The 25,864-nt window shown below is 72.8% G+C and carries 23 protein-coding genes; 21 read left to right on the forward strand and 2 right to left on the reverse strand.

The window, feature by feature from the left end:
* Window positions 1-16: 16 nt before the first annotated feature.
* Window positions 17-1,597 carry a TIGR03086 family metal-binding protein gene (locus tag HW837_RS24030; protein WP_045555467.1) on the reverse strand — a complete coding sequence of 527 codons (1,581 nt, stop codon included), beginning with the start codon at window positions 1,595-1,597 and terminating at the stop codon, window positions 17-19.
* Between the two features lie 113 nt (window positions 1,598-1,710).
* Between HW837_RS24030 and HW837_RS24035 the strand changes: the two genes are divergently transcribed.
* The 4 genes from HW837_RS24035 to HW837_RS50080 all read left to right on the forward strand — a co-directional run bounded on the left by HW837_RS24035 (window position 1,711) and on the right by HW837_RS50080 (window position 6,206).
* Entirely contained in the window at window positions 1,711-3,111 is a 1,401-nt protein-coding gene (locus HW837_RS24035; protein ID WP_237270314.1) for a M1 family metallopeptidase, read from the forward strand.
* A 241-nt stretch (window positions 3,112-3,352) separates the two neighbouring features.
* The gene (locus tag HW837_RS24040; protein WP_234442404.1) at window positions 3,353-3,919 is read left to right on the forward strand and encodes a DUF485 domain-containing protein; all 567 of its coding nucleotides are present in this window, start codon (window positions 3,353-3,355) and stop codon (window positions 3,917-3,919) included.
* Entirely contained in the window at window positions 3,916-5,511 is a 1,596-nt protein-coding gene (locus HW837_RS24045) for a sodium/solute symporter (protein ID WP_193380252.1), read from the forward strand. Before HW837_RS24040 ends, HW837_RS24045 begins: the two co-directional genes overlap by 4 nt.
* 83 nt (window positions 5,512-5,594) lie before the next feature.
* Window positions 5,595-6,206: a helix-turn-helix domain-containing protein gene (locus HW837_RS50080; protein WP_045555463.1), complete on the forward strand. Its 612-nt coding sequence runs from the start codon at window positions 5,595-5,597 to the stop codon at window positions 6,204-6,206.
* Between the two features lie 60 nt (window positions 6,207-6,266).
* On the opposite strand, the gene HW837_RS24055 is transcribed toward HW837_RS50080, so the two are convergent.
* Entirely contained in the window at window positions 6,267-7,157 is an 891-nt protein-coding gene (locus HW837_RS24055; RefSeq protein WP_234442403.1) for an IclR family transcriptional regulator, read from the reverse strand.
* A 396-nt stretch (window positions 7,158-7,553) separates the two neighbouring features.
* On the opposite strand from HW837_RS24055, the gene HW837_RS24060 reads away from it, so the two are divergent.
* The 17 genes from HW837_RS24060 to HW837_RS24140 all read left to right on the forward strand — a co-directional run bounded on the left by HW837_RS24060 (window position 7,554) and on the right by HW837_RS24140 (window position 25,702).
* Entirely contained in the window at window positions 7,554-8,876 is a 1,323-nt protein-coding gene (locus HW837_RS24060) for an aromatic ring-hydroxylating dioxygenase subunit alpha (RefSeq protein WP_045555462.1), read from the forward strand.
* Window positions 8,876-9,238, forward strand: a complete 363-nt coding sequence (locus tag HW837_RS24065; RefSeq protein WP_045555461.1) for a bifunctional 3-phenylpropionate/cinnamic acid dioxygenase ferredoxin subunit — start codon at window positions 8,876-8,878, stop codon at window positions 9,236-9,238. Before HW837_RS24060 ends, HW837_RS24065 begins: the two co-directional genes overlap by 1 nt.
* Window positions 9,235-10,461 (forward strand): NAD(P)/FAD-dependent oxidoreductase, encoded by a 1,227-nt coding sequence (locus tag HW837_RS24070; RefSeq protein ID WP_193380253.1) that lies wholly within the window; start codon window positions 9,235-9,237, stop codon window positions 10,459-10,461. Before HW837_RS24065 ends, HW837_RS24070 begins: the two co-directional genes overlap by 4 nt.
* 104 nt (window positions 10,462-10,565) lie before the next feature.
* Complete coding sequence (locus HW837_RS24075; RefSeq protein ID WP_045555459.1) at window positions 10,566-11,132, forward strand: 3-phenylpropionate/cinnamic acid dioxygenase subunit beta; 567 nt, start codon at window positions 10,566-10,568, stop codon at window positions 11,130-11,132.
* Window positions 11,133-11,242: 110 nt separating this feature from the next.
* Complete coding sequence (locus HW837_RS24080; protein ID WP_093789101.1) at window positions 11,243-12,109, forward strand: alpha/beta fold hydrolase; 867 nt, start codon at window positions 11,243-11,245, stop codon at window positions 12,107-12,109.
* Between the two features lie 3 nt (window positions 12,110-12,112).
* A complete protein-coding gene (locus HW837_RS24085) occupies window positions 12,113-12,970 on the forward strand; it encodes an SDR family NAD(P)-dependent oxidoreductase (protein ID WP_045555457.1) in 858 nt (285 codons plus the stop codon).
* Window positions 12,971-13,019: 49 nt separating this feature from the next.
* Complete coding sequence (locus tag HW837_RS24090; protein WP_093789102.1) at window positions 13,020-14,615, forward strand: acyl-CoA synthetase; 1,596 nt, start codon at window positions 13,020-13,022, stop codon at window positions 14,613-14,615.
* 24 nt (window positions 14,616-14,639) lie between these two features.
* The gene (locus tag HW837_RS24095) at window positions 14,640-15,215 is read left to right on the forward strand and encodes a hypothetical protein (protein ID WP_093789103.1); all 576 of its coding nucleotides are present in this window, start codon (window positions 14,640-14,642) and stop codon (window positions 15,213-15,215) included.
* 376 nt (window positions 15,216-15,591) lie between these two features.
* Window positions 15,592-16,593, forward strand: a complete 1,002-nt coding sequence (locus tag HW837_RS24100; protein WP_093789104.1) for a zinc-binding dehydrogenase — start codon at window positions 15,592-15,594, stop codon at window positions 16,591-16,593.
* Between the two features lie 9 nt (window positions 16,594-16,602).
* Window positions 16,603-17,541, forward strand: a complete 939-nt coding sequence (locus HW837_RS24105) for a 3-carboxyethylcatechol 2,3-dioxygenase (protein WP_045555454.1) — start codon at window positions 16,603-16,605, stop codon at window positions 17,539-17,541.
* Between the two features lie 5 nt (window positions 17,542-17,546).
* Window positions 17,547-18,386: a 2-keto-4-pentenoate hydratase gene (locus HW837_RS24110; RefSeq protein WP_193380254.1), complete on the forward strand. Its 840-nt coding sequence runs from the start codon at window positions 17,547-17,549 to the stop codon at window positions 18,384-18,386.
* Window positions 18,383-19,333, forward strand: a complete 951-nt coding sequence (locus tag HW837_RS24115) for an acetaldehyde dehydrogenase (acetylating) (RefSeq protein ID WP_093789107.1) — start codon at window positions 18,383-18,385, stop codon at window positions 19,331-19,333. Before HW837_RS24110 ends, HW837_RS24115 begins: the two co-directional genes overlap by 4 nt.
* The gene (gene dmpG / locus HW837_RS24120) at window positions 19,330-20,352 is read left to right on the forward strand and encodes a 4-hydroxy-2-oxovalerate aldolase (RefSeq protein ID WP_045555452.1); all 1,023 of its coding nucleotides are present in this window, start codon (window positions 19,330-19,332) and stop codon (window positions 20,350-20,352) included. The genes HW837_RS24115 and dmpG overlap by 4 nt, the downstream gene beginning before the upstream one ends.
* Before the next feature lie 239 nt (window positions 20,353-20,591).
* A complete protein-coding gene (locus HW837_RS24125; protein WP_045555827.1) occupies window positions 20,592-21,935 on the forward strand; it encodes an MFS transporter in 1,344 nt (447 codons plus the stop codon).
* Between the two features lie 228 nt (window positions 21,936-22,163).
* Window positions 22,164-22,958, forward strand: coding sequence for an aminotransferase class IV (locus HW837_RS24130; protein ID WP_045555451.1), 795 nt, complete (start codon window positions 22,164-22,166; stop codon window positions 22,956-22,958).
* Window positions 22,959-23,104: 146 nt separating this feature from the next.
* Window positions 23,105-24,904: a class I adenylate-forming enzyme family protein gene (locus tag HW837_RS24135; protein WP_177261746.1), complete on the forward strand. Its 1,800-nt coding sequence runs from the start codon at window positions 23,105-23,107 to the stop codon at window positions 24,902-24,904.
* 108 nt (window positions 24,905-25,012) lie between these two features.
* A complete protein-coding gene (locus tag HW837_RS24140) occupies window positions 25,013-25,702 on the forward strand; it encodes a DsbA family oxidoreductase (protein ID WP_045555450.1) in 690 nt (229 codons plus the stop codon).
* Window positions 25,703-25,864: the final 162 nt, after the last annotated feature.

Below are 25,864 nucleotides of genomic sequence, written 5' to 3' on the forward strand. Positions count from 1 at the left end.
CCCTGAGAGCGTGCCGCTACGCCGGGATGCGGCGGCCGAGGAACGCGGCCACCCGGTCGAGCGCCGGGGCGTCCTCCGGCACGGGACGCTCCGGGGCGATCGATCCACCGGCGGTGCGGGGCAGTTCGCCGTAGATCTCCCGGACCACCGGGAGGGCGGCGCGCGCGATGTCGGGGTGCGGATCGCGGTCGCGGCCGAGGGCGGTCGCGAGGTCCCAGCCGTGCACCAGCAGTTCGACCAGGAGCTGCTCGACCACGCGACGGCCGGGAGCCGGACCGACGGAGCGCTCCAGCAGGCCAGGCTGCCGGAAGGCGGCGCGGGCCGCGGCGGCGGCGGTCTCGAAGGCGGCCACGTGGTCGTCGCCGAGGTGGTCGTCGGCGTGGCCGGCGGTGGGAGGCGTGCCCTGGGCCAGGCCGCCCCAGATGATGTTCTCCCACACCAGATGGTCGAGCAGGTCCCGTACGGTCCACCCCTCGCAGGGGGTCGGCAGGCCGAACCGGTCCGGCGTGGCCGCGCGCACGAGGGCGCGCACGCTGTCCTGGACGCGGGCGAAGGCGTCCAGGACACCGCCGGGCCAGGCGTCGGTGTCGTCCGCGTAGAGTGCTTCGAGCGCGGCGGCGCGCGCACCCGGCGCGGGGTTGGCGTGCAACGCGGTGACCAGCCACCGCCCTTCCGCCGCGATCCCGGCGGGCGCGGGCCGGCCACCGAGGACGCACAGCAGCTGCCAGAAGCGCTCGACGGCGGGTTCGGCCGCGGCGGTGAGCTGCTCGCGCAGCAGCGCACGTGCCCCGGTGCCGTCCACGCGCACGGCGGGGTCGGTGTTCGCGCGGCTGGGCAGCCAGGCGGCGACGACGTCGGCGACGGCCCGGTCGGCGGCGGGGGAGTCCGCCGCTACACCGGCCCGCGTCGCCTCGCGGACGCGTGCGGTCCAGACGTCGGTGAGCGCGCGCATCTCCTGTGCGGCGGAGGCGTCCTGAGCCCCCGGACCCTGACGGGCGCCGTACTCCGCGAGGCGCCGCACGGCGGGACGCAGGTCCCCGTCGGCGACCAGTTCGCCCAGCTCCAGCCAGGCCTCGACCTGCTCGTCGGTGGGATCGTCCGGCAGGTCGGAGCCGGCCGCGAGGAGCCCCTCGCGGAAGTGGGGCACCTCCAGATCGCCCAGGGCGTCGGTGAGGAAGTCGTGGACCAGCTCGCGGCGTTCGTCGGGAGACAGGTGGGCGGTGCGGGTCATCAGAGCGAGCCCCTCGTGGGTGGTACGGCGGGTGACGGTGCGCAGGACGGCCTGGTGGGTCCGCAGACGACGGATCTGCGCCTCCAGTGCCTCGACGTGCGCGGCCGCCACCTCCGTGAGCCCGTCCTCGCGGTCCAGGGCGGCCCGGATCTCCCCGAGCCCCATCCCCAGGTCCCGCAGTGTGCGGGCCAGGCGCAGCCTGGCCACACCGGCGGCGTCATAGCGGCGGTAACCGCCGGAGGTCCGGCCGACCGGCGTCACGACCCCCACGTCCGACCAGTGCCGAACCACCTTCACCGGCAGCCCGACCTGCCGCGCCACGGCCCCGATGCTCCACGCGGCCGACGCCACGTCGTCCCTGTGCATGTGCCCCACTCTCGACTCTCCCTCGGTGGGAGAGTCAAGCAGCCGCGGCACGCCACCGGAGCCGCGTCTCAAGTAGGCGCAGTCCAGGCCGAGTTGTGGCAGGATGCGATGGCATGTCGCCGTCGATCACGTGGTCGCCCGAGTCCGGTCGTCGTCCGATGAGCGTGCTGCTCGTCCTGCTGGTGCACCTCCTCGTGGTCGGTCCGGCGGCGTGGGACGCCGGCGCGGCGGCCGGGCGGGGGACCGAGGGGGTCGCGACACCCGATCTCGCCCGCCACGACGTGTCCCTGCGCTCCGACGGCGACGGCGATCACTGGACCGGACGGCAGCGGGTGTCGTTCCGCAACGCCTCGCGGCAGCCGCTGCACGAGGTGTACCTGCGTCTGTGGGGCAACGGCGAGGACGGGTGCGGCACGCCCGGCACGCCTCCGCCCGTCACCGTGTCGCACGTCGAGGGCGGCACACCGGACCGGCTCACCGTGGGGTGCACGGCCCTGCGCGTCGCCCTGACCACGCCGCTCGGGTACGGACAGCGGACCTCGCTCTCCTTCGACGTCTCCCTCACCGTGCCCGACCGCAACGCCCGCTTCGGCCGCGAGGGCGCCCACCGCTTCCTCGGCAACGCCCTCCCGGTGCTCGCCGTGCACGACGCCCAGGGCCGGCACCTCGACCCGTACGTGTCACTCGGCGAGAGTTTCCACGCGCTCGCGAGCGACTTCCGGGTCCGTCTCGACCACCCGTCGGCCCTGAAGGTGCCCGCGACCGGTCGCACCCGCGCCCTCCCCGGCGGCAGCGGCCGTACGGTCACGCTGAGCGTCGCGCACCGGGTGCGGGACTTCGCGTGGGCGGCGGGCCCGTTCCGTACGGCGACGGAGACCACGCCCGGAGGGGTGCGCGTGAAGTCGTACTGGGCGAGCGACACACCCGCCGAGGGGGTGCGCCTCAACCGCGCGGACGCCGTCGCCGCGATCGACCGCTTCGGCGCGGAGTTCGGCCGCTACCCGTACGGCGAGATCGACCTCGTGATGACCGGCGGGTTCGGCGGCGGCATGGAGTACCCGGGCCTGGTCCTGGTCGGCACGACCGAGGAGGGCGGCGCCGTCGTCCACGAACTGGCGCACCAGTGGTGGTACGGCATCGTCGGCAACGACGAGTACGCCTCACCATGGCTGGACGAGAGCTTCGCCCAGTACGCCAACGCCCGCTTCTACGGGTGGGAGACCCGCGACTGCTGGTCGGACGTCCAGTGGCCGAGCGACAGCGCCGCGCTGACCAACTCGATGGCCTACTGGTCGGAGCACCGCGACGAGTACCACCTCGTCTACACGGCGGGCCCCTGCGCCCTGGCCGACCTGGAACGCGCGCTCGGCGCCGACACCATGGCCCGGTTCCTCAAGGGGTACGTCCGGGACCACTGGTACGGCGTCTCCACCACGGCCGCCTTCAAGAAGGCCGCACAGGCGGCCACGGACGAGGATCTCGGCCCGTTCTGGGAGGCCCACCGCATCCGGTGAGTGCGGCAAGTTCCCGTGCCGGGGGGCGGCACGCGGGCTAGGAGGTTCGGGGTGCGTGCTGTGGGATGTCCGGCGCCCGACATCCACGTATCCGACACACGAAGAGCCGCTCATGAATCCCCGGAAGAAGTCAGGTCCCCAGGATCCGGCGGGACCACGACCAGCCTCTCGACCACGACCGACGTCTCGGCCACCGCAGTACCCGCGGGCCCAGGACTCCTTACAGGACCCGTTCGTCGCCGTGCTCCTCTACCTGAGCCATCTCGACCACGAACGCCTGTATTCCGAGGACGAGTTGAGCCGCGCGATCCACGACTGCCACCGGTCGTACGGCAGCGCAGTCGACCTGTACACCTGGTACGGACAGTCGTTGAGCGCCGGTCAGGCCGCGCACGCCGCGGCCGTCGTCCGGGAGCGGCGGGAATGGGCCCTGCGGATCGCCGCGGACCTGGCCGACCGCCACCCCTACGACCGCGCCCTGCCCTGGTGTTCGGGCGTCACCCTGGCCGAGGCCCTCCGGTCGGTGGGCGTGGACCGCACGGTCCGCGACGCCCGCCGGCGCGCCTTCCTCGTCGCCGCCCCCGTCATCGGCCTGTACCTGGCGATCAGTTGTCTGGGCGGAGCGGCCGAGAGCGTCATGACCGTGTCGGTGCTGGGTCCGTTGAACGTGGGCCTCCTGCTCGGACTGGTCCAGCTCCTCGCCGTCGCGGCATGGGTCCAGTGGTACGGCCGGTACTGCGGAACCTCCGTCGATCCGCTCGTCGAGAGCCCGCTCACCTCCGGCGAGCGACGGGAGCACCACCCGTGACAGGTACCGGCGTCACCGTCGATCTGCCGGTCTTCTTCGTCTTCCTCGTGTGCGCCCTGTTCCTCGTGATGTGGGCCGGACCGCAGCGGGGAACGGTGACAGAGTTCTACGTCAGCGACGGCCTCCTCAAGCCCGGGCACAACGGGGTCGCCCTGTTCGGCGACGTCATGTCCGCGGCGGCGCTCCTGGGCAGCCCCGGCCTGATCGCGCTCACCGGATACGACGGCACGCTCTCCGTGCTCGGCCCGGCCGTCTCGTGGATCGTCATCCTCCTCCTGGTGGCGGAGCGGTACCACAGCACCACCGAGTTCACCGTCGGCGACCGCCTCGCGCGGCGGCTGCGGTCCCGTCCGGTGCACCTCGCGGCGGGTGTCGCGACCCTCGTCGTCTGCCTCCTGTACCTGATCGCCCAACTCGTCGGAGCCAGTGCGCTCACGGTGGGGATCCTCGGCTCGGCCGGACGGGGCATGGAAGGGGCGGTGTCCGCCGGTCTCGGCGCGATGATGGTCCTCTACGTCGTCCTCGGCGGGATGCGGGCGGCCACGCTGGTCCAGACGGTCAAGGCGGTCCTCCTCGTCGGCGGCGGTGTCGGCCTGGCCGTGCTGATCCTCGCCAGGTTCGACTTCGACCCGGGCGCGCTGCTGAGCTCGGCCGCCCAGGGCAGCGGGCACGGGGACGACTTCCTGAGCCCGGGGCTCCGTTTCGGGGGCGGCGGATCGACCCGACTGGACTCCCTGAGCGAGCAGTTGGCCCTGTTGATCGGAGCCGGCGGCCTGCCGCACCTGCTGATGCGGATCAGCACCGTCCCCACGCCGAGCGGCGCACGCCGGTCGGTCCAGTACGCCGCCCTGCTGACCGTCGTGTTCTATCTGGCCGCGCTCGTGCTCGGCTTCGGGGCGGCGGCGCTCGTCGGCACCCAGACGATCGCGGCGGACAATCCCTCCGGCAACACGGCGGTGCTCCTCCTCGCGGCGGACATCGGTGGTTCTCTCCTGCTCACCGTGGTCGCCTGTCTGGCCTTCGCCACCGTCCTCGCCGTCGTGGCGGGCGTCACGCTCGCCGCCGCGACCTCCCTGGCCCACGACATCTACGGCGCCTTCCTCACCCGGGGCACGGCGACGGGGGAGCGCGAACTGTTCGTCGCACGCGCGGCGGCCGTGGTGGTCGGCACGGTCGCCACAGTGCTGGCCGTGTTCGCGCGCAGCCTCAACGTCTCGTTCCTCATCGGCCTGGCGTTCGCGGTGGCCGCCTCGGCGATCGTCCCCGCCCTGCTGTACGGCATGTACTGGAGGAAGTTCACCACCCGGGGCGCGACGTGGAGCATCTACGGCGGGCTGCTGACCTCCGTGACCCTGGTGGTGCTCTCGCCCCAGGTCTCGGGCAGCGCCACCGCGCTGCTGCCGCACCTCGACTTCGCGGTGTTCCCGTTGCGCAATCCGGGGCTCGTCGCGATCCCGGCCGGATTCCTCCTCGGCTGGCTGGGCTCCGTACTCCCCGGACCGGCGGGGCGTCCCGATGCCGTCGTCCGTCCGCCCACGGACGCGGAGGAACGCGGGGCCGCCGCGGGCAGCGAGGTCCGCCCTCGCGCGTGAGCGGCGTCGGACACATGTCACGGCGTGGTCAACGGTCCACCACCGGACGCTGAGCAGGGCCGCACCCCGCTTACAGTGGTGGGGTGTCCTCAGGAAACGCCGTCGTCGCGCGCAATGTGCGCCGTCTCAGAGAGCAGCGGGGCCTGTCCCTGGCCGGGTTGGCCCGGGAGGCGGGCCTCGCCAAACAGACGCTGTCGAACCTGGAACAGGGCACCGGCAACCCCACCGTGGACACATTGTTCTCGATCGCCACCGCGTTGGGGGTGCCGGTCACCCGGCTGGTCGCCGAGCGCGAGCAGGTGATGACCGTTCAGCGGGGCGCCGACGTCGTCTGGAAGGAGCACGAGGGGTTCGCCACCCGGGCCCTCGACCATGTGTACGGCTCGGGTGTCATCGAGAACTACGTCGTCCGCGTCGCCCCCGACCGGGACGGCACGCGGAGGCCGGCCGAGCCGCACCCGGTGGGCACGTTGGAGCACCTGTACGTGATCAGCGGCCGGGTGCGGGTCGGCCCGGCGGACAGCCCGGTGGAGCTGTGCACCGGTGACTTCGTGCGCTACCCGGGCGACCGGCCGCATGTGTACGAGTCGCTGGAGGAGGAGAGCCTGGTGCACATCGTGGTGAGCGTGCCGCGTGTGCAGCCCGGCACCGGGGGCACGAACACGAGGCGGACCCACGGCGACGCCGGGCACTGAGCCGCTCGTCCGCCGGGCCGGAGGACGGGGTCGCCCCCGGGCGGCCGTGCCCCCGGCGCCCTACGGTGTCTGCCGCTGGGCCCGGGCGGCGGCGTTGATCGCACGCGCCGCCTCGTAGGCCACGCGACGCAGGGCGGGGGCGAAGCGGGCCCGGTCGAAACGGTGGTCCGCGCCGGCGACGGAGAGCGCCGCGACCGGCCGACCCGCGGGCCCCATGACGGGGACGGCGACACAGGTGAGGCCGAGGGTGGCCTCCTGGCGGTCGTACGCGATGCCGTCCCGGCGGATGCGCTGCAACTCGGCGCGGAAGGCGGTGGGGTCGGTGATCGTGTAGTCGGTGAGCTTCGGCAGCCCCGCCGCGACCGCCGCCTCCATGGCATCGTGGTCGAAGGCCAGCAGGGCCTTGCCGACGGCGGTGCAGTACGCGGGCAGCCGGGCGCCGATGCGCGAGGGGGAGCGGGTGGCGCGGTGCCCGTGGATCTTGTTGACGTACACGATGTCGGTGTCGTGCAGCACCGCGAGGTGAACGGTCTCCTGAGTCAGCACATACAGGTCCGCGAGATGGGGCAGCAGTCGTTCGCGCAGCAGCAGGGAGGTCGGGCCGTAGACCCGGGTGCCGATGTCGAAGAGCTGGGCGCCCAGCCGGTAGTCGCTGCCGACCCGCTCGACCAGGTCGTTGCGCTGGAGGATGCCCAACAGCCGGAAGGCGGTCGACTTGGTGAGACGGGTACGGCGGGCCAACTCGCTCACGCCGATCTCCCGGTCCTCCTCGGCCAGCGACTTCAGCAGGACGAGCGCCTTGTCGACCGCGGTCCGCTGATCGGACGGGGCCGTCGGCGCCTGGGCGCGCGGACCGTCCGCGAGCGGACCCTGGGCGAGGGAGGGATCTGCGAGCGAGGCGTCGGTGAGGGCACTCTCGACGAGGTCGGGCGTGGGGGAGTGAACTGACATGGCGGGCTCCCGGAACTGTGCGGATGCAGCCATCAAAATGGACGCGCGTCCAATGTAGAGGGCCCTTTGCGGGTTGTAAACGGGCGGGGACGTTCCGTCGACCGCACCGCGTCGGCGTGCCGCATCACGGCACGGCGGCTGGGCCGAGCCTTCACGCCTGGAGTCTGCTGAGCCCATGCACCGACTCGACACCGCGGCGCCGACGCTCCGCTCAGCGGCCCCTGCGCCCCGGCACGCAGGCGCCGCGCGACCTGGGGAGTCGGGTGGTCCGGCGGTCCCGCGCCGCGGGTCCGCGCGACCGGTCCACGCACCGGCACCCGCACCCCCGCGCCCACCCGTACCCGTAGCGCCCGACCGCTCCGCCCCGGTCCCGACCCGTGCCGAGGAGGCCCGGCGATGACTTCCCCGCCCGTACGGCCCCGGGACCGGCTCGCCGGGGTGCCGCGCCCGTCCGTGGACGTCAGCGCCTACGTCGACCCCGACCACGGGCTGATCGACCGCACGATCTTCAGCGACCCGGCGCTGTACCAGCAGGAGCTGCGCCGGGTCTTCGCCCCGAGTTGGCTGTTCCTCGCCCACGAGAGCCAGTTCCGCAAGCCCGGTGACTTCTTCACCACCTACATGGGCGAGGACCCGGTCATCGTCGCGATGGGGCGGGACCGGCGGCTGCGGGCCTTCCTCAATGCCTGCCGGCACCGCGGGATGCGGCTCTGCCGGGCCGACGCGGGCGCCACCAAGGCGTTCACCTGCAGCTACCACGGCTGGTCGTACGACACCTCGGGCAAGCTCGTCAACGTACCCAACCAGGGCGACTACCCGGACCACTTCGCACAGGACCGGTGGGGGCTGGTCGAGGTCGCCCAACTCGACTCGTACAAGGGCCTCGTCTTCGCCACCTGGAACCCCGACGCGCCGCCGCTCGTCGAGGCGCTGGGTGGGATGACCTGGTACATGGACGCGATGCTCGACCGCGACCCGGAGGGCACCGAGGCCGTCGGCGGCGTGCACAAGTGGGTGCTGGAGGGCAACTGGAAGCTGGCGGCCGAGCAGTTCGCCTCCGACTGGTACCACGTCAACATCTCGCACGCCTCCGCGCTGATGGTCATGTCGCCGACCGGCAAGGGGCCCAAGGCGGAGATCGTGCAGACCCCCGGACGGCAGTACACCGACCCGCTCGGGCACGGACACGGCTTCCCGACCCACCCCAAGAGCCGCTTCGACGACCGGATCGTGCACGCCCACTACGACTACGAGGCACTGCGCGAACGGCTCGGCGACGCCCGGGTGGAAGGGCCGATGACCACCGGCCACGCCACCGTCTTCCCCAACTTCTCCTACCTTCCGGTCAACGGCTCCGTACGGGTCTGGCACCCCAAGGGCCCGGACCGGATGGAGGTCTGGGCCTGGACGCTGGTCGACAGGTCGATGCCGGACGAGGTGAAGGACGCCCAACGGCTCTACAACCTGCGCACGTTCGGGCCCACCGGCATCTTCGAACAGGACGACGGCGAGAACTGGAGCGAGTGCCAGGCCACCGCCCACGGGTTCGTCTCCGGCTCGATGACCCTCAACTACCAGATGGGCCTGGGCCTGGAGACCGAGGACGGCGTCCATCCGGGCACCACCGGCCGCCTCTACACCGACGGCGCCGCCCGCGGCCTGTACGCGCGCTGGCGCGACCTGATGAACACACCCGCCTGGCACGAGAAGGACACCTGATGAGCACCCACACGAGCGGCACCGCCGTACGCGTCGCCACCGTCGGCGACATCGAGGACGGCGAAGCCCTGAGGGTGCCCGCCGACACCAGCGGGCACGGCGAGGCGATCGCCGTCTTCCACGACGGCGGCGCCTACTACGCCCTCGACGACACCTGCTCGCACGGCCAGGCGTCCCTGTCCGAGGGCTGGATCGAGGACGGCGAGGTCGAGTGCCCGCTGCACAGCGCCCGCTTCTGTCTGACATCGGGCGAACCGCAGTGCATGCCCGCCACCGTCGCCGTGCGCACCCACCACGTCGAGGTCCGCGACGACGGCATCTGGCTCCACCCCGGCCGGCCCCACGAGCGGACCGGCGAATGAGCCCGCCGCCCGCCCGGCTCCGGCGGATCGCCGTCGTCGGCGCGGGCCCCGCCGCCGTCTCCACCTGCGACGCGCTGCGTGCCCAGGGGTACGACGGAGAGTTGCTCCTGCACTCCGCCGAGCCAGGCCTGCCGTACGACAGGCCCCCGCTCAGCAAGGACGTCCTGCTCGGCAAGGCCCGGCGCGCGGACGTCCTGCTGCGGCCCGAACGGTGGTACGAGGAGCAGCGCGTCCAGGTGCGTGAGGGCGCCCGGGTCCGCGCGATCCGCCCCCACTCGGGCGGGGTCGAACTGGCCGACGGCACGGTCGCCGGGGCCGACCGGATCGTGCTGGCCACGGGAGGCACGCCACGCCCGCTGCCGGTGCCCGGCGGCGACGACCCGGCCGTCCACACGCTGCGCACCTGGGAGGACGCCGAACGTCTCCGGGAACGGCTGCTGCCCGGCGCCAGGGTGACCGTCGTCGGGGCGGGCCTGATCGGCGCCGAGACCGCCGCCGTCGCCGTGGCCCTGGGCTGCCGGGTCACCCTCGTCGACCCCGTGCCGGTGCCGCTGGCCGCGGTCGTCGGCGGCGACATCGCGGGCGCGCTGCACCGCAGGCACGCCACCGAGGGCATCGAGGTGGTCACCGCCGGGGTCACGAGCGTCGATCGTGGCCCCCGAGGGCTCCGGGTACAGCTCACCGGCCACGAGGGCCCCCTGACCGCCGACCTGCTGGTGGCCGGCATCGGCATCCGCCCGGCCACGGAGGCGGCCGAGGCGGCCGGGCTGCGCGTCGACAACGGCGTCGTCGTCCACCCCGGGCAGCGCACGTCCCACCCGAACGTCTTCGCCGTCGGCGACGTGGCCCGCCCCGACGGCCACCGCGTACGCCACGAGCACTGGGAGGCCGCCCAACGGGACGGCGAAGCCGCCGCCCTGGGCATCCTCGGCCGCCCGGCGCCGGACCCGGGCGCGCCCTGGTTCTGGTCCGACCGGCACGGCTCGCGCCTGGAGGCGGTCGGCACCATGGCTGACGCCGGGCGGCACGTCCTGCGCGGCGACCCCGACAGCGGTGCCTTCACCGCCTTCGGCCTGCGCGGAGACCGCCTGGTCGCGGCCGCCGCCGTCGACCGCGCCCGGGACATCAAGGCCGCCCGGCGCCTCATCGACCGCGGGGTCCCGCTGTCCGCCGCGGAGCTGGCCGACGAGCACACCGACCTACGAGCCCTGCTCAGGCGATGACCCCGCCCGCAGAGCTGTGCCGTCCCCCGGCACACACGCTCCCCGAGCCCCGCGCCCCGCGCTGGAATGCCCACACGCAGTGAGGTCCGCAGGAGGAACCACCGATGACCACGCACGCACCGGAGCCCGCCGTCGCCGGGACGGAAGCGGCCGTCGACGCCGACGTCCGGCTGCACTTCGAGGTGCAGCGGCTGTACGCCCACGAGGCGCGACTGCTCGACCAGCACCGCTACGCGGACTGGCTGGAACTCTTCACGGAGGATCTGCACTACTGGGCGCCGGTGCGCACCAACCGGCTGCGGCGCCAGCAGGCGCTGGCCGACGGGACGCCCGGCGAGGTGGCGATCTTCGACGAGACCAGGGCGAGCCTCGCCTGGCGGATCCGCCGCTTCGACTCGGGCATGGCCTGGGCCGAGGACCCGCCGTCCAGGTCCCGGCACCTGATCACCAACGTCATGGTCCGTGCCGCCGAGGAGCCGGGGGAGTACGTCGCCGAATCGGCCTTCCTCTGCTACCGCAACCGCCTGGAGCGCGAGGTCGACCTCTACGCCGGCGGACGCACCGACCTGCTGCGCCGCGACCCGCACCACGGACGGCTGCTGATCGCCCGCCGCACGATCCTGCTCGACCAGAACGTCCTGCTCGCCAAGAACATCAGCACGTTCCTCTGACTGACTGACTGACTGGCCCGAAGCCGAAGCCGAAGCCGAAGCCGCCTCGCCGAAAGCCGCACAGCCGGACGAACGAACAACCGGATGAACGAACAACCGGGAGACCTGTCGTGACCACAGACCAGACCGAAGAGCCGAAGCTCGTCGAGCACACCGTGCGGACCACGCTCGGGCCCGTCGCGGTCAGCGAGACCGGCGAGGGGCCGACGCTGGTGATGCTGCACGGCGGCGGTCCCGGTGCGAGCGCGGTCGCCAACTACCACCAGAACCTGCCCGCCCTCGCCCCCCGCTTCCGCGTGGTCCTCCCCGACCAGCCCGGCTTCGGCGGCAGTTACCGGCCCACCGAGGCGGACCTCGACGCCCGCAGCATCACCGAGATCACCGTCGACGCGCTGCTGCAGACCCTCGACACCCTCGGCATCGACCGCTTCCACCTGCTCGGCAACAGCCTCGGCGGCGCCGCGGCCATCGCCACCGCCCTCGAAGTCCCCGAGCGGGTCGAGAAGTTGGTGCTGATGGCACCCGGCGGCGGCTGGCTGCCCTCCGGCCCGACCCCGACCGAGGGGCAGAAGGCGATGTTCCGCTACTACAACGGTGAGGGCCCGACACCGAAGAAGATGCGGGACTTCATCGGCGTGATGACCGCCGAGCCCAAACGCTGGGCGGACACCGCCCAGGCCCGCTACGAGGCCTCGCTCGACGAGTCCCACATCGCCTTCTACCACGCCTACAACGCGGCCTTCGCCAAACGTCACGGCATGGACCCGCTCTGGCAGCGCGTCCACCGCATCGAAGCTCCCACCCTCCTGCTCTGGGGCCGGGACGACCGCACCATCACCCTCGACGGCGCACAGCTGATGCTCAAGCAGATCCGTGACGTCCGGCTGCATGTGTTCGGCGGCTGCGGCCACTGGGTGCAACTGGAGCGCCGGGCCGCGTTCGAACGCCTGGTCACCGACTTCCTCGAGGAGGCCTGAGCCATGGGCAGGGGATGGCTGGAGAACGACGTCGCCCTGATCACCGGCGGAGGCTCCGGCATCGGCCGCGCCGTCGCCCTGCGCTACCTCGCCGAGGGCGCCCGCGTCGCGGTCTTCGGCCGCACGGCCGCGCAACTGGAGGAGGTGGTGCGCGCCGCCGGCGACCTGGGGGACCGAGTACTGCCCCTCACCGGCGACGTACGCAGCCCGGACGACCTGCACCGGGCGGTGGAGACGACCGTCGAACGGCTCGGCAAACTCGACATCCTCGTCCCCAACGCCGGTATCTGGGACTACCACCGCAGTGTGACCCGCCTGTCGGGCAAGGAACTCGCCGCGGCCTTCGACGAGATCTTCGCGATCAACGTCAAGGGATACGCGCTCGCCGTGGAGGCCGCCTGGCGCGAGCTGGTCGCCACGCGCGGCAGCATCGTGATGACCCTGTCGAACGCCTCCCTGCACACCGACGGCGGCGGCTCCCTCTACACCGCCAGCAAGCACGCCTGCCTCGGCCTGCTGCGCCAGTTCGCCTTCGAACTGGCACCGAGCGTCCGCGTCAACGGAGTCGCCGTCGGCGGTATGCGCACCCAACTGCGCGGCCCCGAGAGCCTCGGCCTGCACCACCGCACACTCGCCGCGTCCTTCGCCAGGAACGAGGAGGCCCAGGCCCTCTCCGGCGAGACGCCGCCACCACTGATCCCGCTGTACGACTCCAGCGTTGAACCGGAGGACTTCACCGGTCCGTATGTCCTGCTGGCCTCCCGCACCGACAGCGGCACCGTCACCGGTGCCGTGATCCCCGCCGACGGCGGCATCGCCGTACGCGGATTCCGCGCCCCCGCCGGCGGCGCGGGCCTGTGACCCGCAGCGAGGAACGTCTCGCCCGACAGCCATCGAAGGAGCCGCCGTCATGGCCGCCGTCGACATCAGTCCCGCCGCCGCGCTGCACCGCCGGGCACCGCACCCCACGCCGACCGCCGTCGTGTACGAGGGCCGTGAGATCTCCGCGGCACAACTCGACGACACGGTCGGGGAGTTCGCCGCCGGACTGACCGAGCACGGGCTGCGCCGGGGCGACCGCGTCGCCTACCTCGGTCTCAACAGCGCCACCTTCCTGGAGACGCTCTTCGCCGCGGCCCGTCTCGGCGCGGTCTTCGTCCCCCTCAACTTCCGCCTCGCCGCCGACGAGGTCCGCCACATCCTCAACGACTGCGGCGCCCACACCGTCGTCGTCGAGGAGGGCCACCGCGAACTGGCGGAGTCGATCCTGCACGACATACCCGCCCGCAGCCGTCTGCTGGTCGACACCGACCCCGAGTGCCCGGCGACGGAGGCGCCCGCGCCCGTCTGGACCCCGCTGTCCACGCTGCGCGGCCCGCACCGCCCCGTACGGGAACCCGTGGCGCTGTACGACGACGACCTCGCGGCCCTGATGTACACCTCCGGCACCACCGGCCGCCCCAAGGGGGTCATGCTCACCCACGGCAACCTGTGGTGGAACGCGGTCAACGTCGACGCCGTCGTGGACACCCGCAGCGACGACGTGAACCTGGCCCTCGCCCCGCTCTTCCACATCGGCGGACTCAACGCCCTCACCCTGCGCACCCTGGTGCGCGGCGGCACCGTCGTGCTGCGCCGCGCCTTCGAACCGGCCCAGTGCCTGCGGGACCTCGTCGAGCACCGCGTGAACACCTTCTTCGCGGTCCCGGCCATGTACGCGGCCCTCGCCCGTGTGCCCGGCTTCGCGGACGCCGACCTCGGCTCCCTGCGGTCCGCGATCGTCGCGGGTGCTCCCGTCCCGCCGCAGCTGATCCGGGACTACGGCGAGGCGGGCCTGCTGCTCCAGCAGGCCTGGGGGCTGACCGAGACGGCCCCCTTCGCCACCTATCTGCCGGCCCGGCTGACCCTGGAGAAGACCGGATCGGCCGGCGTCGCGATGCCGTACACCGAGATCCGGTTGACGCACCCCGCCACCGGGGCCGCGATCGACGAGGCCGACACCCAGGGCGAGATCTGCGTACGCGGCCCCAACGTGACCCCCGGGTACTGGGACAACCCCGACGCCACCCGGGCCGCCTTCGACGACATGGGCTGGTTCCACACCGGGGACATCGCCCACCGGGACAAGGACGGCTTCTACTACATCGTGGACCGCCTCAAGGACATGATCATCAGCGGCGGCGAGAACGTGTACCCCGCCGAGGTGGAACGTGTCCTCGCCGAGTACCCGGGCATCCTGGAGGCCGCCGTCGTCGGGGTACCGGACGAGAGGTGGGGCGAGACCGTCCTGGCCGTCCTGAGCTGTGAGTCCGGTACGCGGCCCACGGTGGAGGAGGTACGGGCGTTCGCGGACCGGTATCTGGCCCGCTACAAGCTGCCCACCGACGTCATGCACATCGACCGGCTGCCCCGCAACGCCAGCGGCAAGCTGGACAAGATCGAGCTGCGCCGGTGGGTGACGGCGCGGCGGAGCGCAGCGGACACGTCGAACACACAGACGTCCTGACCCACCGTCCAGGGAGCACGAGTCGTGGTCACACTTCCCGACACCGCGCCGCGGATCGCCGTCGGCGACGGCTGGTCCCTGCGACCGCTCGACGAACCGGCCGGAGAACCGATCGGAGGGCCCCTCGGCTCCCGCCGGTCGGCCGCGCGCCGCTACGCGGCCGCGCACGGCGACCGGGGCGATCCCCAGGAGTTCCTCGTGCACCTCCAGCGGGTCCGGCACCACCCGGTCCGGGCCTGTTACCCCTTCGGCGCGCACGACTTCGTCGTACGCCTCGGCGACGACGGCGACGGCGACGACGGGGACGGCGGCGGAACCGAGCACGGCGGCCGTGCCGGGCGCGCGGGCCGCGTGCCCGAGGCGGCCGGCGCCGACCTGCTGCGCGCCCTCGTCCCCGCGCTCTTCGCCGCCGACGCGCGCTGCCGTCGTGTCATCGCCGCGCCGGGCGAGCACGACGTCCACGCCCAGCGCGTCCTGTCGGCCGGGGGCTTCCGCAGGGTCACCGAGGCGGATCTGCCCGGCGGTTCCGTCGTCCTGTTCGCCGCCGAACCGCCCGCCCTCACCGAACTGTCCACGGCCCTCGACGACATGCCGCACTAGGGGGTGTTTCGAAAGTCCTGTGCGGTGCCCGCGGCGTCCGGTGCGTGCTCTCGGCGTGCCGGACGAAAGCCCTCGTACTGGACGTACTTGGGCTTTTGGCCGGTGCGGCGGTGGGGGCCCCTCCCGCTCGAGCGAAGCCGAGAGTGGGGGAGCGTGCCGGGCGCCGCGGGTGCTGTGCGGGACTTTCGAAACACCCCCTAGGCGGGGGCCGACCGAGCGGGCTTCCACACCACCGCCGTGTCGCGGGCCGGGACACACCCGGCTCACGGCGCGGCGGTGGTGTGCGCCCGCACATCGCTGGTGCGTACACGCACCCCGTGCTGCCCAGCGGCACACGGGCTAGGGGAGGACGGCAGGTCGGCGCGACCGTGGCCGCGTGCTTGCCGCAACCGCAATCTCCCAGAGCGCCGCCGACCCGCTGTCGGGGCTGGTGCTGCGCGATGTCCCCGAGCCGACCCCGCGCCCCGGATGGTCACGCGTCCGCGTGGTGGCCTCCTCGCTGAACATGCACGACGTGTGGACGCTGAGAGGCGTGGGGCATCCCCCCGACCGGCTGCCGATCGTCCTCGGCTGCGACGCGGCCGGCTACGACGACGACGGCAACGAGGTCATCGTCCACCCCGTGCTCGGCGACCCGGACGCGGGCCGGGGCGACGAGACGCTGGACCCCGGTCGCGCCCTGCTGTCCGAGCGGCACGACGGGGCGTTCGCGGAGTATCTGACCGTTCCCGCCCGCAACCTCGTCCCGAAGCCGTCCTGGCTCTCCTTCGACGAGGCCGCCTGTCTGCCGGTCGCCTGGACCACGGCCTACCGCATGCTGTTCACCCAGGCCCGGATCACCGCCGGCGACCGGGTGCTCGTGCAGGGCGCGGGCGGTGGTGTCGCCTCCGCGGCCATCAGGCTCGCGCTGGCCGCCGGTGCCGTCGTCTACGCCACCAGCCGGAGCGCGGACAAACGCGCCGAGGCCGTCTCCTGGGGCGCCCGCGCCGCCGTGGCCCCGGGCGAACGACTGCCCGAACGGGTGGACGTGGTGATCGAGACGGTCGGCGAGGCGACCTGGTCGCACTCGCTGAAGTCGCTCCGCCCCGGCGGCACGGTCGTCATCGCCGGCGCGACCAGCGGGATGAACCCGCCCGCCGACCTCGGGCGGATCTTCTATCTCCAGCAGCGCGTCCTCGGTTCCACCGGCGGCACCCGCGCCGAACTGCTCGCGCTGCTGCGGCTGATGGAGGCCACCGGGGTCCGGCCGGTCATCGACCGGACCCTGCCGCTCGCCGAGATCCACAAGGGCTTCCAGCTCATGATCGACGGTGGTCTCACCGGAAAGCTCGTCGTCCACCCGCCGGGCTCGGCCCGCCCCCGCACCCCGCAGAAGTAAGGAAGCACCATGACCGCAGCAGCCGTCGGGCTGTCCCACTCGCCCCTCATCGGCAAGAACGACCCCGACCCCGAGGTCGTCGCCCGGGTCGACCGGGCCGTCGAGGGCGCCCGGCAGTTCATCCGCGCCCACGATCCGGACCTGGTCGTCCTCTACGCGCCCGACCACTACAACGGCTTCTTCTACAAGGAGATGCCGCCCTTCTGCCTGGCCACCGAGGCGCACGCGGTGGGCGACTTCGGCACGCAGGCGGGCCCGCTGTCGGTCGACACCGACGCGGCGAAGGCGCTGGCCCGGGGCGTGCTCGACCGGGGTGTCGATCTGACCGTCTCCGCCCGGATGACCGTCGACCACGGCTTCGCGCAGCCCCTGGAGGTCCTCTTCGGCGGAATCGACAAGGTTCCGGTGGTGCCGGTGTTCGTCAACGGTGTGGCCACTCCCCTCGGGCCGGTCGCCCGGGTCCGGGCGCTCGGCACCGCGATCGGGCGTGCCGCCGCCGAACTCGACCGCAGGGTCCTGTTCCTGGCCTCCGGCGGTCTCTCCCACGACCCGCCGGTGCCCGTCCTGGACGGTGCGCCGCCCAGGGTCGCCGACGCCCTCATCGAGGGCCGTCCGCCCACGCCCGAGCAGCGCGCCAAGGGCGAGCAGCGGGTCGTCCGGGCGGGTCGCGACTACGCCGCCGGCTCGACCGCGATGATCCCGATCAACCCCGCCTGGGACAACCGTTTCCTCGACCACGTGGAGAAGGGCGAGCTGGCCGAGTTCGACACCTGGACCGTCGAGGGCATGGCCGCGGAGGGCGGCAACTCCGCCCACGAGGTCCGCACCTGGATCGCCGCCTTCGCCTCCCTCGCCGCCACCGGGCCCTACGACCTGACGTCCCGCTTCTACGAAGCGGTCCCCGCCTGGATCGCCGGCTTCGCCGTGGCCACCGCGAAGGGACGGTGACGGCCATGTCCGTCGACACGTACGCCGTGGAGCGCGCCGTCGCGCGGCTGACCGCCGCGGTGACGGAAGGACGGCCCGTCGCCCCGGTGCGCGATCTGCTGGGCGAGCGTGACATCGCTGTCGCCTACGCCGTGCAGCAGGAGCTGACGCGGCGCAGACTGGCCGCGGGCGCGGTCGTCGTCGGCCGCAAGATCGGGCTCACCTCTCCGGCCGTGCAGAGACAACTCGGAGTCGACCAGCCCGACTTCGGGATGCTCTTCGCCGACATGGACGTCTCGGCCCTGTCGGAGGTCCCCTCGGAGCGGCTGTCGCAGCCGAAGGCCGAGGCCGAGATCGCCTTCGTGCTGGGGGAGGACCTGGCGGACGGGGACCTCGACGACGCCCGCGTCCGAGGCGCTGTGGAGTACGCCGTCGCGGCGATCGAGATCGTCGACAGCCGCATCGCCGACTGGGACATCCGGCTCACCGACACCATCGCGGACAACGCCTCCAGCGGCCTGTTCGTCCTCGGGGAACGCCGGGTCACGCTGGCGGAGTTCGAGCCGCGCGAGACCACCATGCGCATGTACGCCGGGGACGAGCCGGTCTCCGAGGGCGCCGGCGCCGCCTGTCTCGGCGACCCGTTGAACGCGCTGGCCTGGCTGGCGCGCACGGCCAGGGAGTACGGCCTTCCGCTGCGGGCCGGGCAGGTCGTCCTGTCGGGCGCGCTGGGGCCGATGGTGCCGGTGACGCCCGGCACCCGGATGCGCGCCGAGATCAGCTCGCTGGGCACGGTCACCGCCGTGTTCTCCGCGCGGCCGGAGGGGCCGCACCGGCCCGAGGAGTCCCAGGAGGAGGACGCGTGAAACGAACCAAGGTCGCCGTCATCGGGTCCGGCAACATCGGCACCGACCTGATGATCAAGGTCCTGCGGCTGTCGGACACGCTGGAGATGAGCGCCATGGTCGGCATCGACCCGGCCTCCGACGGGCTCGCCCGCGCCGCCCGGCTGAACGTACCCACCACCCACGAGGGAGTCGACGGGCTGATCGCGCTGCCCGGCTTCGACGACATCGACATCGTCTTCGACGCGACCTCGGCCAAGGCCCACGTCGCCAACGCCGCTCGGCTGGCACCGTACGGCAAGCGGCTCATCGACCTCACCCCCGCCGCGATCGGCCCGTTCGTCGTGCCGCCGGTCAACGGGGACGCCCGGCTGGACGCCATGAACGTGAACATGGTGACGTGCGGCGGCCAGGCCACCATCCCCGTGGTCGCGGCGGTCTCGGCCGTGACACCGGTCCCCTACGCGGAGATCGTCGCCTCCATCGCCTCCAGGTCGGCGGGACCGGGAACCCGCGCCAACATCGACGAGTTCACCGAGACCACGTCCCACGCGATCGAGTCCGTCGGCGGCGCCGCCCGGGGCAAGGCGATCATCGTCCTCAACCCGGCGGAACCCCCGCTCATCATGCGGGACACGGTGTTCTGCCTCATCGGGGACGCCGACCACGACGCCGTACGCGCGTCGGTCGAGGCCATGATCGACCGGGTCGCCCGGTACGTCCCCGGCTACCGCCTCAAGCAGGAGGTGCAGTTCACCCCCGTGGACAGCACCGAACCGGTGCACACCCTGGTGCCGCCGGGCGCGGGGCCGGTGCGCACCCGGGTGTCGGTGTTCCTCGAGGTCGAGGGCGCCGCCCACTACCTGCCCGCCTACGCCGGCAACCTCGACATCATGACGTCCGCCGCCCTGCGGGTCGCCGAGTCGATGGCCCGCCGCGACGCCGCTCTCCCGGAGGACCGCCCATGACGCGGAAGCTGTACATCCAGGACGTCACCCTGCGGGACGGGATGCACGCCGTCCGGCACCGCGTCGACCCCGTCGACGTGGGACGCATCGTCGCCGCGCTCGACGCAGCCGGGGTCGACGCCATCGAGGTCGCCCACGGCGACGGACTGGCCGGCGGCTCGGTCAACTACGGGCCGGGCAGCCACACCGACTGGGAGTGGATCGAGGCGGCGGCCGAGCACCTCACCGACGCCGTCCTCACCACGCTCCTCCTCCCCGGCATCGGCACCATCGCCGAACTGGAACGCGCCCACGCCCTCGGTGTCCGCTCGGTGCGCGTCGCCACCCACTGCACCGAGGCCGACATCGCCGCACAGCACATCGCCAAGGCCCGTGACCTCGGCATGGACGTCGCCGGGTTCCTGATGATGAGTCATATGGCCCCGGCCGCCGAACTCGCCGCGCAGGCACGGCTGATGGAGTCCTACGGGGCGCACTGCGTGTACGTCACCGACTCCGGCGGGCGGCTCACCATGAACGGTGTGCGCGAACGCGTCCGCGCCTACCGCGACACGCTGGACCCGGCCACCGAGATCGGCATCCACGCTCACGAGAACCTCTCCCTCTCCGTCGCCAACAGCGTGGTCGCCGTGGAGGAGGGCGTCACCCGGGTCGACGCGTCCCTCGCGGGCCAGGGCGCCGGCGCCGGCAACTGCCCGATCGAGGCGTTCGTCGCGGTCGCGAACCTCCAGGACTGGAAGCACGGCTGCGATCTGTTCGCGCTCCAGGACGCCGCCGACGACCTGGTACGGCCCCTGCGGGACCGTCCGGTGCAGGTCGACCGGGAGACCCTGACCCTCGGCTACGCGGGCGCGTACTCCTCGTTCCTGCGCCACGCCGAGGCGGCCGCCGGTCGCTACGGGGTCGACGCCCGCGCACTGCTCCTGGAGGTGGGCCGCCGGGGGCTCGTCGGCGGTCAGGAGGACATGATCGTCGACATCGCGCTCGACCTGGCGTCGTCCGGGAACCGCGCCCGCTGACCCCTGCCGACGAGTCTCGCCCACCTCACCCGCCCCTCCGGTGAGGTGGGCGAAGTGCCAGGAAAAACATGCATATTACAGGCGCTCCGGCGTGCTTCCGCATGGCGGCCGGAGGCTGTTCCGCAGGGCGGCACAGTCGTGCGCCGACCGGTCACCGGCCTCCTACAGTCCACGGCACCCAGTCCCCACTGTGGCCCGTGTCACTCCGCGACCCGGGCCTGTCGGAGGTGAACCGCTCCATGTCCGAGACCAGCAGCGACGCGGCGGCAGTCGGTACCGCCACACCGCCCGCCCCGCCGCCCGCGGCCGACGAGAACGTCTCGCGCGTCGCCGTCGCCAGCCTCGTCGGCACCACGATCGAGTACTACGACTTCGCCGTGTACGGCACGGCCGCCGCGCTCGTCCTGGGCCCGGCCTTCTTCCCGTCGGGCAGCTCCACGGTCTCCACCCTCGCGGCCTTCCTCACCTTCGCCGCCGCGTTCCTCGCCCGGCCCGTCGGCGTCGTGCTGTTCGGGACGATCGGCGACCGCCTCGGCCGCAAGCGGGCCCTGGTGACCTCGCTGGTGCTGATGGGCATCGCCACGGTCGGGGTCGGCCTCCTCCCCACGTACGAGACCGTCGGCATCCTCGCCCCCGTGCTCCTGGTGGCCCTGCGGCTGCTGCAGGGCGTGAGCATGGGCGGCGAGTGGGGCGGTGCCGTGCTGCTGGCCGCCGAGCACGCTCCGCCGGGTCGGCGCGCGGTGTACGCGTCCATTCCGCAGATCGGCGCGCTGCTGGGCTTCCTGCTGTCGAGCGCCGTGATCCTGCCGACGATCGCCGTCGCGGGCCGGGACGGTTTCGCCGACGGGGCGTGGCGGGTGCCGTTCCTGCTGAGCACCCTGCTCATCGTCGTCGGATTCTGGGTGCGCACCCGGGTCAGCGAGTCACCGGTGTTCAGCGGCCGGTCCGAGGCGGACCGCCCCGCCGCCCCGCGTTTCCCGCTGGGCGCCCTGGTCAAGGAGTACCCGGGACAGCTGCTGCTCGGCATCGGCGCGGCGGCCGGCGGCTCGGCCGTCTACTACCTGACGATCGTCTACAGCCTGTCCTACGGGCCGAAGGCTCTCGGCATCGCGCAGAACACGATGCTGGCCGCCGCGAGCGTGGCCGCCGGTGTCACGGCCGCCGCGGTGATACCGGTGGCCCGGCTGGCCGACAAGGTCGGGCGACGGCCGGTGATCATGGCGGGGGCCATCGGGTGCGCGGTGTGGGCGCTGCCCATGTTCGGTTCCCTGAGCACCGGCAACGGACTGGTCATCACCGGCGCGTTCACCGTGGGCCTGGTGCTGTTCATCCTGATGTTCGCGCCGATCGCGGCCTTCCTGCCGGAGCTGTTCCCGGCCCGGCTGCGCTACACGGGGGCCTCGGCGACCTTCATCCTCGCCAACACCCTCGGCGGCGGGTTCGCCCCACTGGTCGCCACCTGGCTGAACTCCCAGTGGAAGTCGCCGCTCGTCCTCGGCGTCTACGCGGGCGGGCTGTGTCTGATCAGCCTGTTGTGCGTACTGGCCCTGCCGGAGACCCGGGACCGCGACTTCGCGGCCTGACGCACCGAGACGTACGACCGAGCGCGGTGGCCCCGGACAGGGGCCACCGCGCTCGGTCGCGCACGCCGTAGTCCCCGGCGCTTCGTACACAGCGGAATTGGCTCCCCCGTTTCGGCCCGCACATGGCTCTGTCGCTCCTTTCCCGCCTTCATTACCTTCATGGCAGCGGGAGTTCGCAGCCGGAGTTCCCGTCCGGATTTCTCCACCGGAATCAGGAGGCCCACCGTCATGCGTACCGAAATCGGTGTCGAGTCCTTTCTCGTATGGAATTCCCATGACGGCCTCACCCCCGGGGAGAACGGCCGGAAAATGGTGATAGCCGATTCCTGGCTGGTCCGGGACGGGCGGGTCCGGGCGCACGAAATGCACTGGGACCGGTTCTCGAACGCCGTCGGTCGCCAGGGCGTCGGCCGGGCCGAGATCGCGGAGTTCCGCGCCGCCGTCACCGCGCGACTGCCGCGGACCGGCGCGTGGTTCCCCCGCGTCGAACTCCTCGCGGGCCGCGAGCCCCGGCTCGCGCTCCGGCTGCGCCCCGCCCCCCGGCTGCGGGACACCGCCCGGGTCTGGGTGGCCGACCGCGTCGACCCGCGCGCCCGTCCCTCGGTCAAGGGCCCCGACTTCGCCGTCCAGGGCCGGCTGCGCAAGCGGGCCAGGCTCCACGGCGCCGACGAGGCGATCCTGCTCGACGAGGACGGCCACGCCGTCGAAGGGGCCTTCAGCAGCCTGCTGTGGTGGGACGGCGGCCACCTGTGCACCGCGCCGGACGACGGCCGGATCCTGCCCGGCATCACCCGGCGACTGCTGCTCGACCGTGCCGCCCGCCTCGGGGTGACGGTGCGGCACACACGGGTGAGCCCCGCCCGTCTCGCGACGTGCGAGGTGTGGATCACCAGCGCTCTCCACGGCATCCGTGTCGTCACCGGCTGGGAGCCGGGCGGTGCGGCGGCACCGCACGACCTCTCCGCCGGCGGCCTCTGGCAGGCCCACCTGGACTCGCTCCTGGAGCCGTTGCCCGCCGGATGAGCACCGCCGCCGCGCCGTTGGAGGGGGCGGCCCGAGGCCCGGCCCCGCCCCACCGACGCATCCCGGTCCACCGACGAATCCCCGTTCACCGACGTATCACGCGTTCCGCCAGTTCGGCACCGAATCCGAGTCAAGGAGAGCCCGAGATGAAGATCCGATCACTCCAGCGGCATCTGGCGTCCGTCCGCCGTATGAAGCTGGGCCCCTCGCACCGCGGGCTGCGCGCGCGGCTTGAACTGGTGTCCGAGCGCTCCCTCGGTGTGGGGACCTTCCTCTGGCACACCCTCGACCGGGCCGCCGACCTCGACGCCCCTCTGCTCCACCACCTGCCGCGCGGTGGCGGTGAACAGGACGTCCGTACCTACTCCCTGGCGGATCTGCGGGACGCGACCGAGCGGTACGCGCGCTGGTTCCACGCCGCCGGTGTGGCACGCGGCGACCGGGTCGGCGTCTACAGCGGCGACGGCATCGCCAACTTCGTCCACTTCATGGCTCTGAACAGCATCGGTGCCATTCCCGCCCCGGTGAACCCGAACATGGCGCCCCAGACCGCCGCTCGCTATCTGAAGAGGCTGGAACCGCGCGGCGTCGTCGCCGACGCCGACCGCCTGGAGACCCTGCTCGCGGCCGCGGACGGCCCGGAGGGGCTCGGTTTCACGGTGTCGCAGGAGGAGGTGGAGGGGGCCGGCCGCGTCGGTCCGCTGCCCGTCGGCTATCCGTACATGCACGGCGACCACGACCCGGTGCTGATCGCGCACTCCTCGGGCACCACGGGCATGCCCAAGGCGCCGATCCTCGGCCACCGGCAGTTCTTCGCGGGCAAACGCCCCCGCATCCTCACCATGCCCTCCGGTCTCGACGACAAGAACCTGCTGGTCTTCCCGCCGTCCCACGGCTCCGGCCTCAGCTACATGATGATGGCCACCCTGACGGGGGTGCCCACCCTGGTGATGGAGGAGCAGCGCGGCCCGGCGGTGGCCGAGGTCATGCGCTGGTGGAGGCCGACGGTGGTCATCGCCTTCCCCATCACGTTCGGCGAGTTGGCGGCCCAGGGCGTGGAACCGTCGGCGGCGGCGCGCGTGACCACCTGGCTCAGCACGGCCGACGCCTCGCACGAGGCCCATGTCCGTGAACTCGTACGGCTCGGCAGGCACCGCGTCGGCGGCAAGTGGCGGCAAGGCTCGCGCTACATCGACGGACTGGCCTCCACCGAGGTCGGCATGGCCGTGTTCCAGAACATCCACGGCCCGGACACCGACGCCTACAAGCGGTGCGTCGGCCACCCGGAGCCCATCGTCGAGGAGGCCACCGTCTACGACGAGCACGGCAAGCGGCTCGGCCCGAACGAGATCGGGTTCATCGCGGTCAAGACCCCGACCGAGACGCTGGGCTACTGGAACGACCCGGACCTGACACACCGTTCGAAGCACGACGGCTTCTGGCTGACCGGTGACATCGGGTACTACGACGAGCAGGGGCGCTTCTACCAGTACGACCGTGCCACCGACGTCATCCACACCGCCCGCGGGCCCGTCTACAGTCTGCCCACGGAGGAGATCGTCCTGAAGGCGTGCCGCGAGGCCGTCGACTGTGTCGTGGCCGCCGCGATCAGCCCCGACGACGAGGAACTGTCCGAACCGGTCGCCGTGGTGCGGCTGACCGAGCGGAGCCGCCTGACCTCCCGGGAGCTGCTGACGCGGCTCAACGGGGCCCTGCGCAAGGCCGGGACGCACGAGGTCTCCGCCGTGGTCCTGGTCCGGGGCGAGAACGACATCCCGCTCGGCGTCACCGGCAAGGTACTCAAGCGCGAGGTGCGCGCCACCTACGAGAAGGTGCTCCTCTCCGACGACGACCACGGCCTCGACATCGCCCGCACCCGTTCGGCGCGCACCGCCCCGAGCAGCCCGGCCGCGGCCGCCGGACGCAGGCCCGCCAAGGCCGCCTGACCCGCGCCGGCCGCCTCCGCGGGCGTCCCGGCACTCCTCGGCCGGGACATCCCGCGGGGCGGCGCCCCGGCGGACGGGCACCCGCACCTGAGAAGGGACTTCTGACACATGATCAGCGTTCTGCCGGGCACGGTGGCGGTCTACGCGGACCTCGCCTGCCCCTGGGCGCACGTCGCCGTCCGACGACTGTGGCGGACCCGCGCCGAACTGGGGCTGACCGGGACCGTACGGTTCGACCACCGCGCCGTCCTGCTGGAGGTGGTCAACCGGGGCACCCTGCCGAAGCCGGTCATCGACGCCGAGATCCCGGTCGCGGCGGAGATGGAGCCCGACGCGGGATGGCGGCCCTGGGCGGAACCCGACTGGCGCTGGCCGGTCAGCAGACTGCTCGCGGCGGAGGCGGTGCAGGCGGCCAAGGAGCAGGGCCCGGCGGCGAGCGAGGCTCTCGACCGGGCGCTGCGCAGGGCGTTCTTCGCCGACAGCGCCTGCATCACGATGCGTCATGTCGTGCTCGACGTCGCGGCGTCGGTGCCCGAGGTGGACGCCGGAGCCCTGGGCGAGGCCCTGGACGCCGGGCGCGCGCGGGCCGGCACGCTCGCCCACGTCGCGGACTTCGCCCCCGGCGGCGTGGTGACGAGCCCGCACCTGTTCACCGCCGACGGCGGATCCTGGCCCAACCCCGGGGTCGACTACCACTGGGCGGGCCGACCGGGCGACAGCGCCGTCGTCCTGAAGTCCGACGACCCCACGGTCTACCACCGGATCCTGACACGGGCGGCGAAGACCCTCACGGGATGAGCCCGCTCGCGGCACCGCGACGACCACGGCTTCCCGCGGTCACCTCGCGGGCGTCACGCCCGGACGCCGCCGACCGCCCGAACTCCCGGCCCGCCGGCGTTCCCCGCCCCGCCGAAGTCCCGCACTCGCCCACCCGCCCAGCTCCCGTGCGCGGCGTGGCAC

The sequence above is a fragment of the Streptomyces caniscabiei genome (genome assembly GCF_014930365.1).
GTDB lineage: Bacteria > Actinomycetota > Actinomycetes > Streptomycetales > Streptomycetaceae > Streptomyces > Streptomyces caniscabiei.

What these genes read in the sequence shown, in the direction of transcription:
- HW837_RS24055 (WP_234442403.1), bottom strand. Translation starts at nt 7,157, where the DNA reads ATGTCAGTTCACTCCCCCACGCCCGACCTCGTCGAGAGTGCCCTCACC.
- HW837_RS24135 (WP_177261746.1), top strand. Translation starts at nt 23,105, where the DNA reads ATGAAGATCCGATCACTCCAGCGGCATCTGGCGTCCGTCCGCCGTATG.
- HW837_RS24125 (WP_045555827.1), top strand. Translation starts at nt 20,592, where the DNA reads ATGTCCGAGACCAGCAGCGACGCGGCGGCAGTCGGTACCGCCACACCG.
- HW837_RS24105 (WP_045555454.1), top strand. Translation starts at nt 16,603, where the DNA reads ATGACCGCAGCAGCCGTCGGGCTGTCCCACTCGCCCCTCATCGGCAAG.
- HW837_RS24090 (WP_093789102.1), top strand. Translation starts at nt 13,020, where the DNA reads ATGGCCGCCGTCGACATCAGTCCCGCCGCCGCGCTGCACCGCCGGGCA.
- HW837_RS24140 (WP_045555450.1), top strand. Translation starts at nt 25,013, where the DNA reads ATGATCAGCGTTCTGCCGGGCACGGTGGCGGTCTACGCGGACCTCGCC.
- HW837_RS24060 (WP_045555462.1), top strand. Translation starts at nt 7,554, where the DNA reads ATGACTTCCCCGCCCGTACGGCCCCGGGACCGGCTCGCCGGGGTGCCG.
- HW837_RS24070 (WP_193380253.1), top strand. Translation starts at nt 9,235, where the DNA reads ATGAGCCCGCCGCCCGCCCGGCTCCGGCGGATCGCCGTCGTCGGCGCG.
- dmpG (WP_045555452.1), top strand. Translation starts at nt 19,330, where the DNA reads ATGACGCGGAAGCTGTACATCCAGGACGTCACCCTGCGGGACGGGATG.
- HW837_RS24065 (WP_045555461.1), top strand. Translation starts at nt 8,876, where the DNA reads ATGAGCACCCACACGAGCGGCACCGCCGTACGCGTCGCCACCGTCGGC.
- HW837_RS24075 (WP_045555459.1), top strand. Translation starts at nt 10,566, where the DNA reads ATGACCACGCACGCACCGGAGCCCGCCGTCGCCGGGACGGAAGCGGCC.
- HW837_RS24130 (WP_045555451.1), top strand. Translation starts at nt 22,164, where the DNA reads ATGCGTACCGAAATCGGTGTCGAGTCCTTTCTCGTATGGAATTCCCAT.
- HW837_RS24035 (WP_237270314.1), top strand. Translation starts at nt 1,711, where the DNA reads ATGTCGCCGTCGATCACGTGGTCGCCCGAGTCCGGTCGTCGTCCGATG.
- HW837_RS24085 (WP_045555457.1), top strand. Translation starts at nt 12,113, where the DNA reads ATGGGCAGGGGATGGCTGGAGAACGACGTCGCCCTGATCACCGGCGGA.
- HW837_RS24110 (WP_193380254.1), top strand. Translation starts at nt 17,547, where the DNA reads ATGTCCGTCGACACGTACGCCGTGGAGCGCGCCGTCGCGCGGCTGACC.
- HW837_RS24030 (WP_045555467.1), bottom strand. Translation starts at nt 1,597, where the DNA reads ATGCACAGGGACGACGTGGCGTCGGCCGCGTGGAGCATCGGGGCCGTG.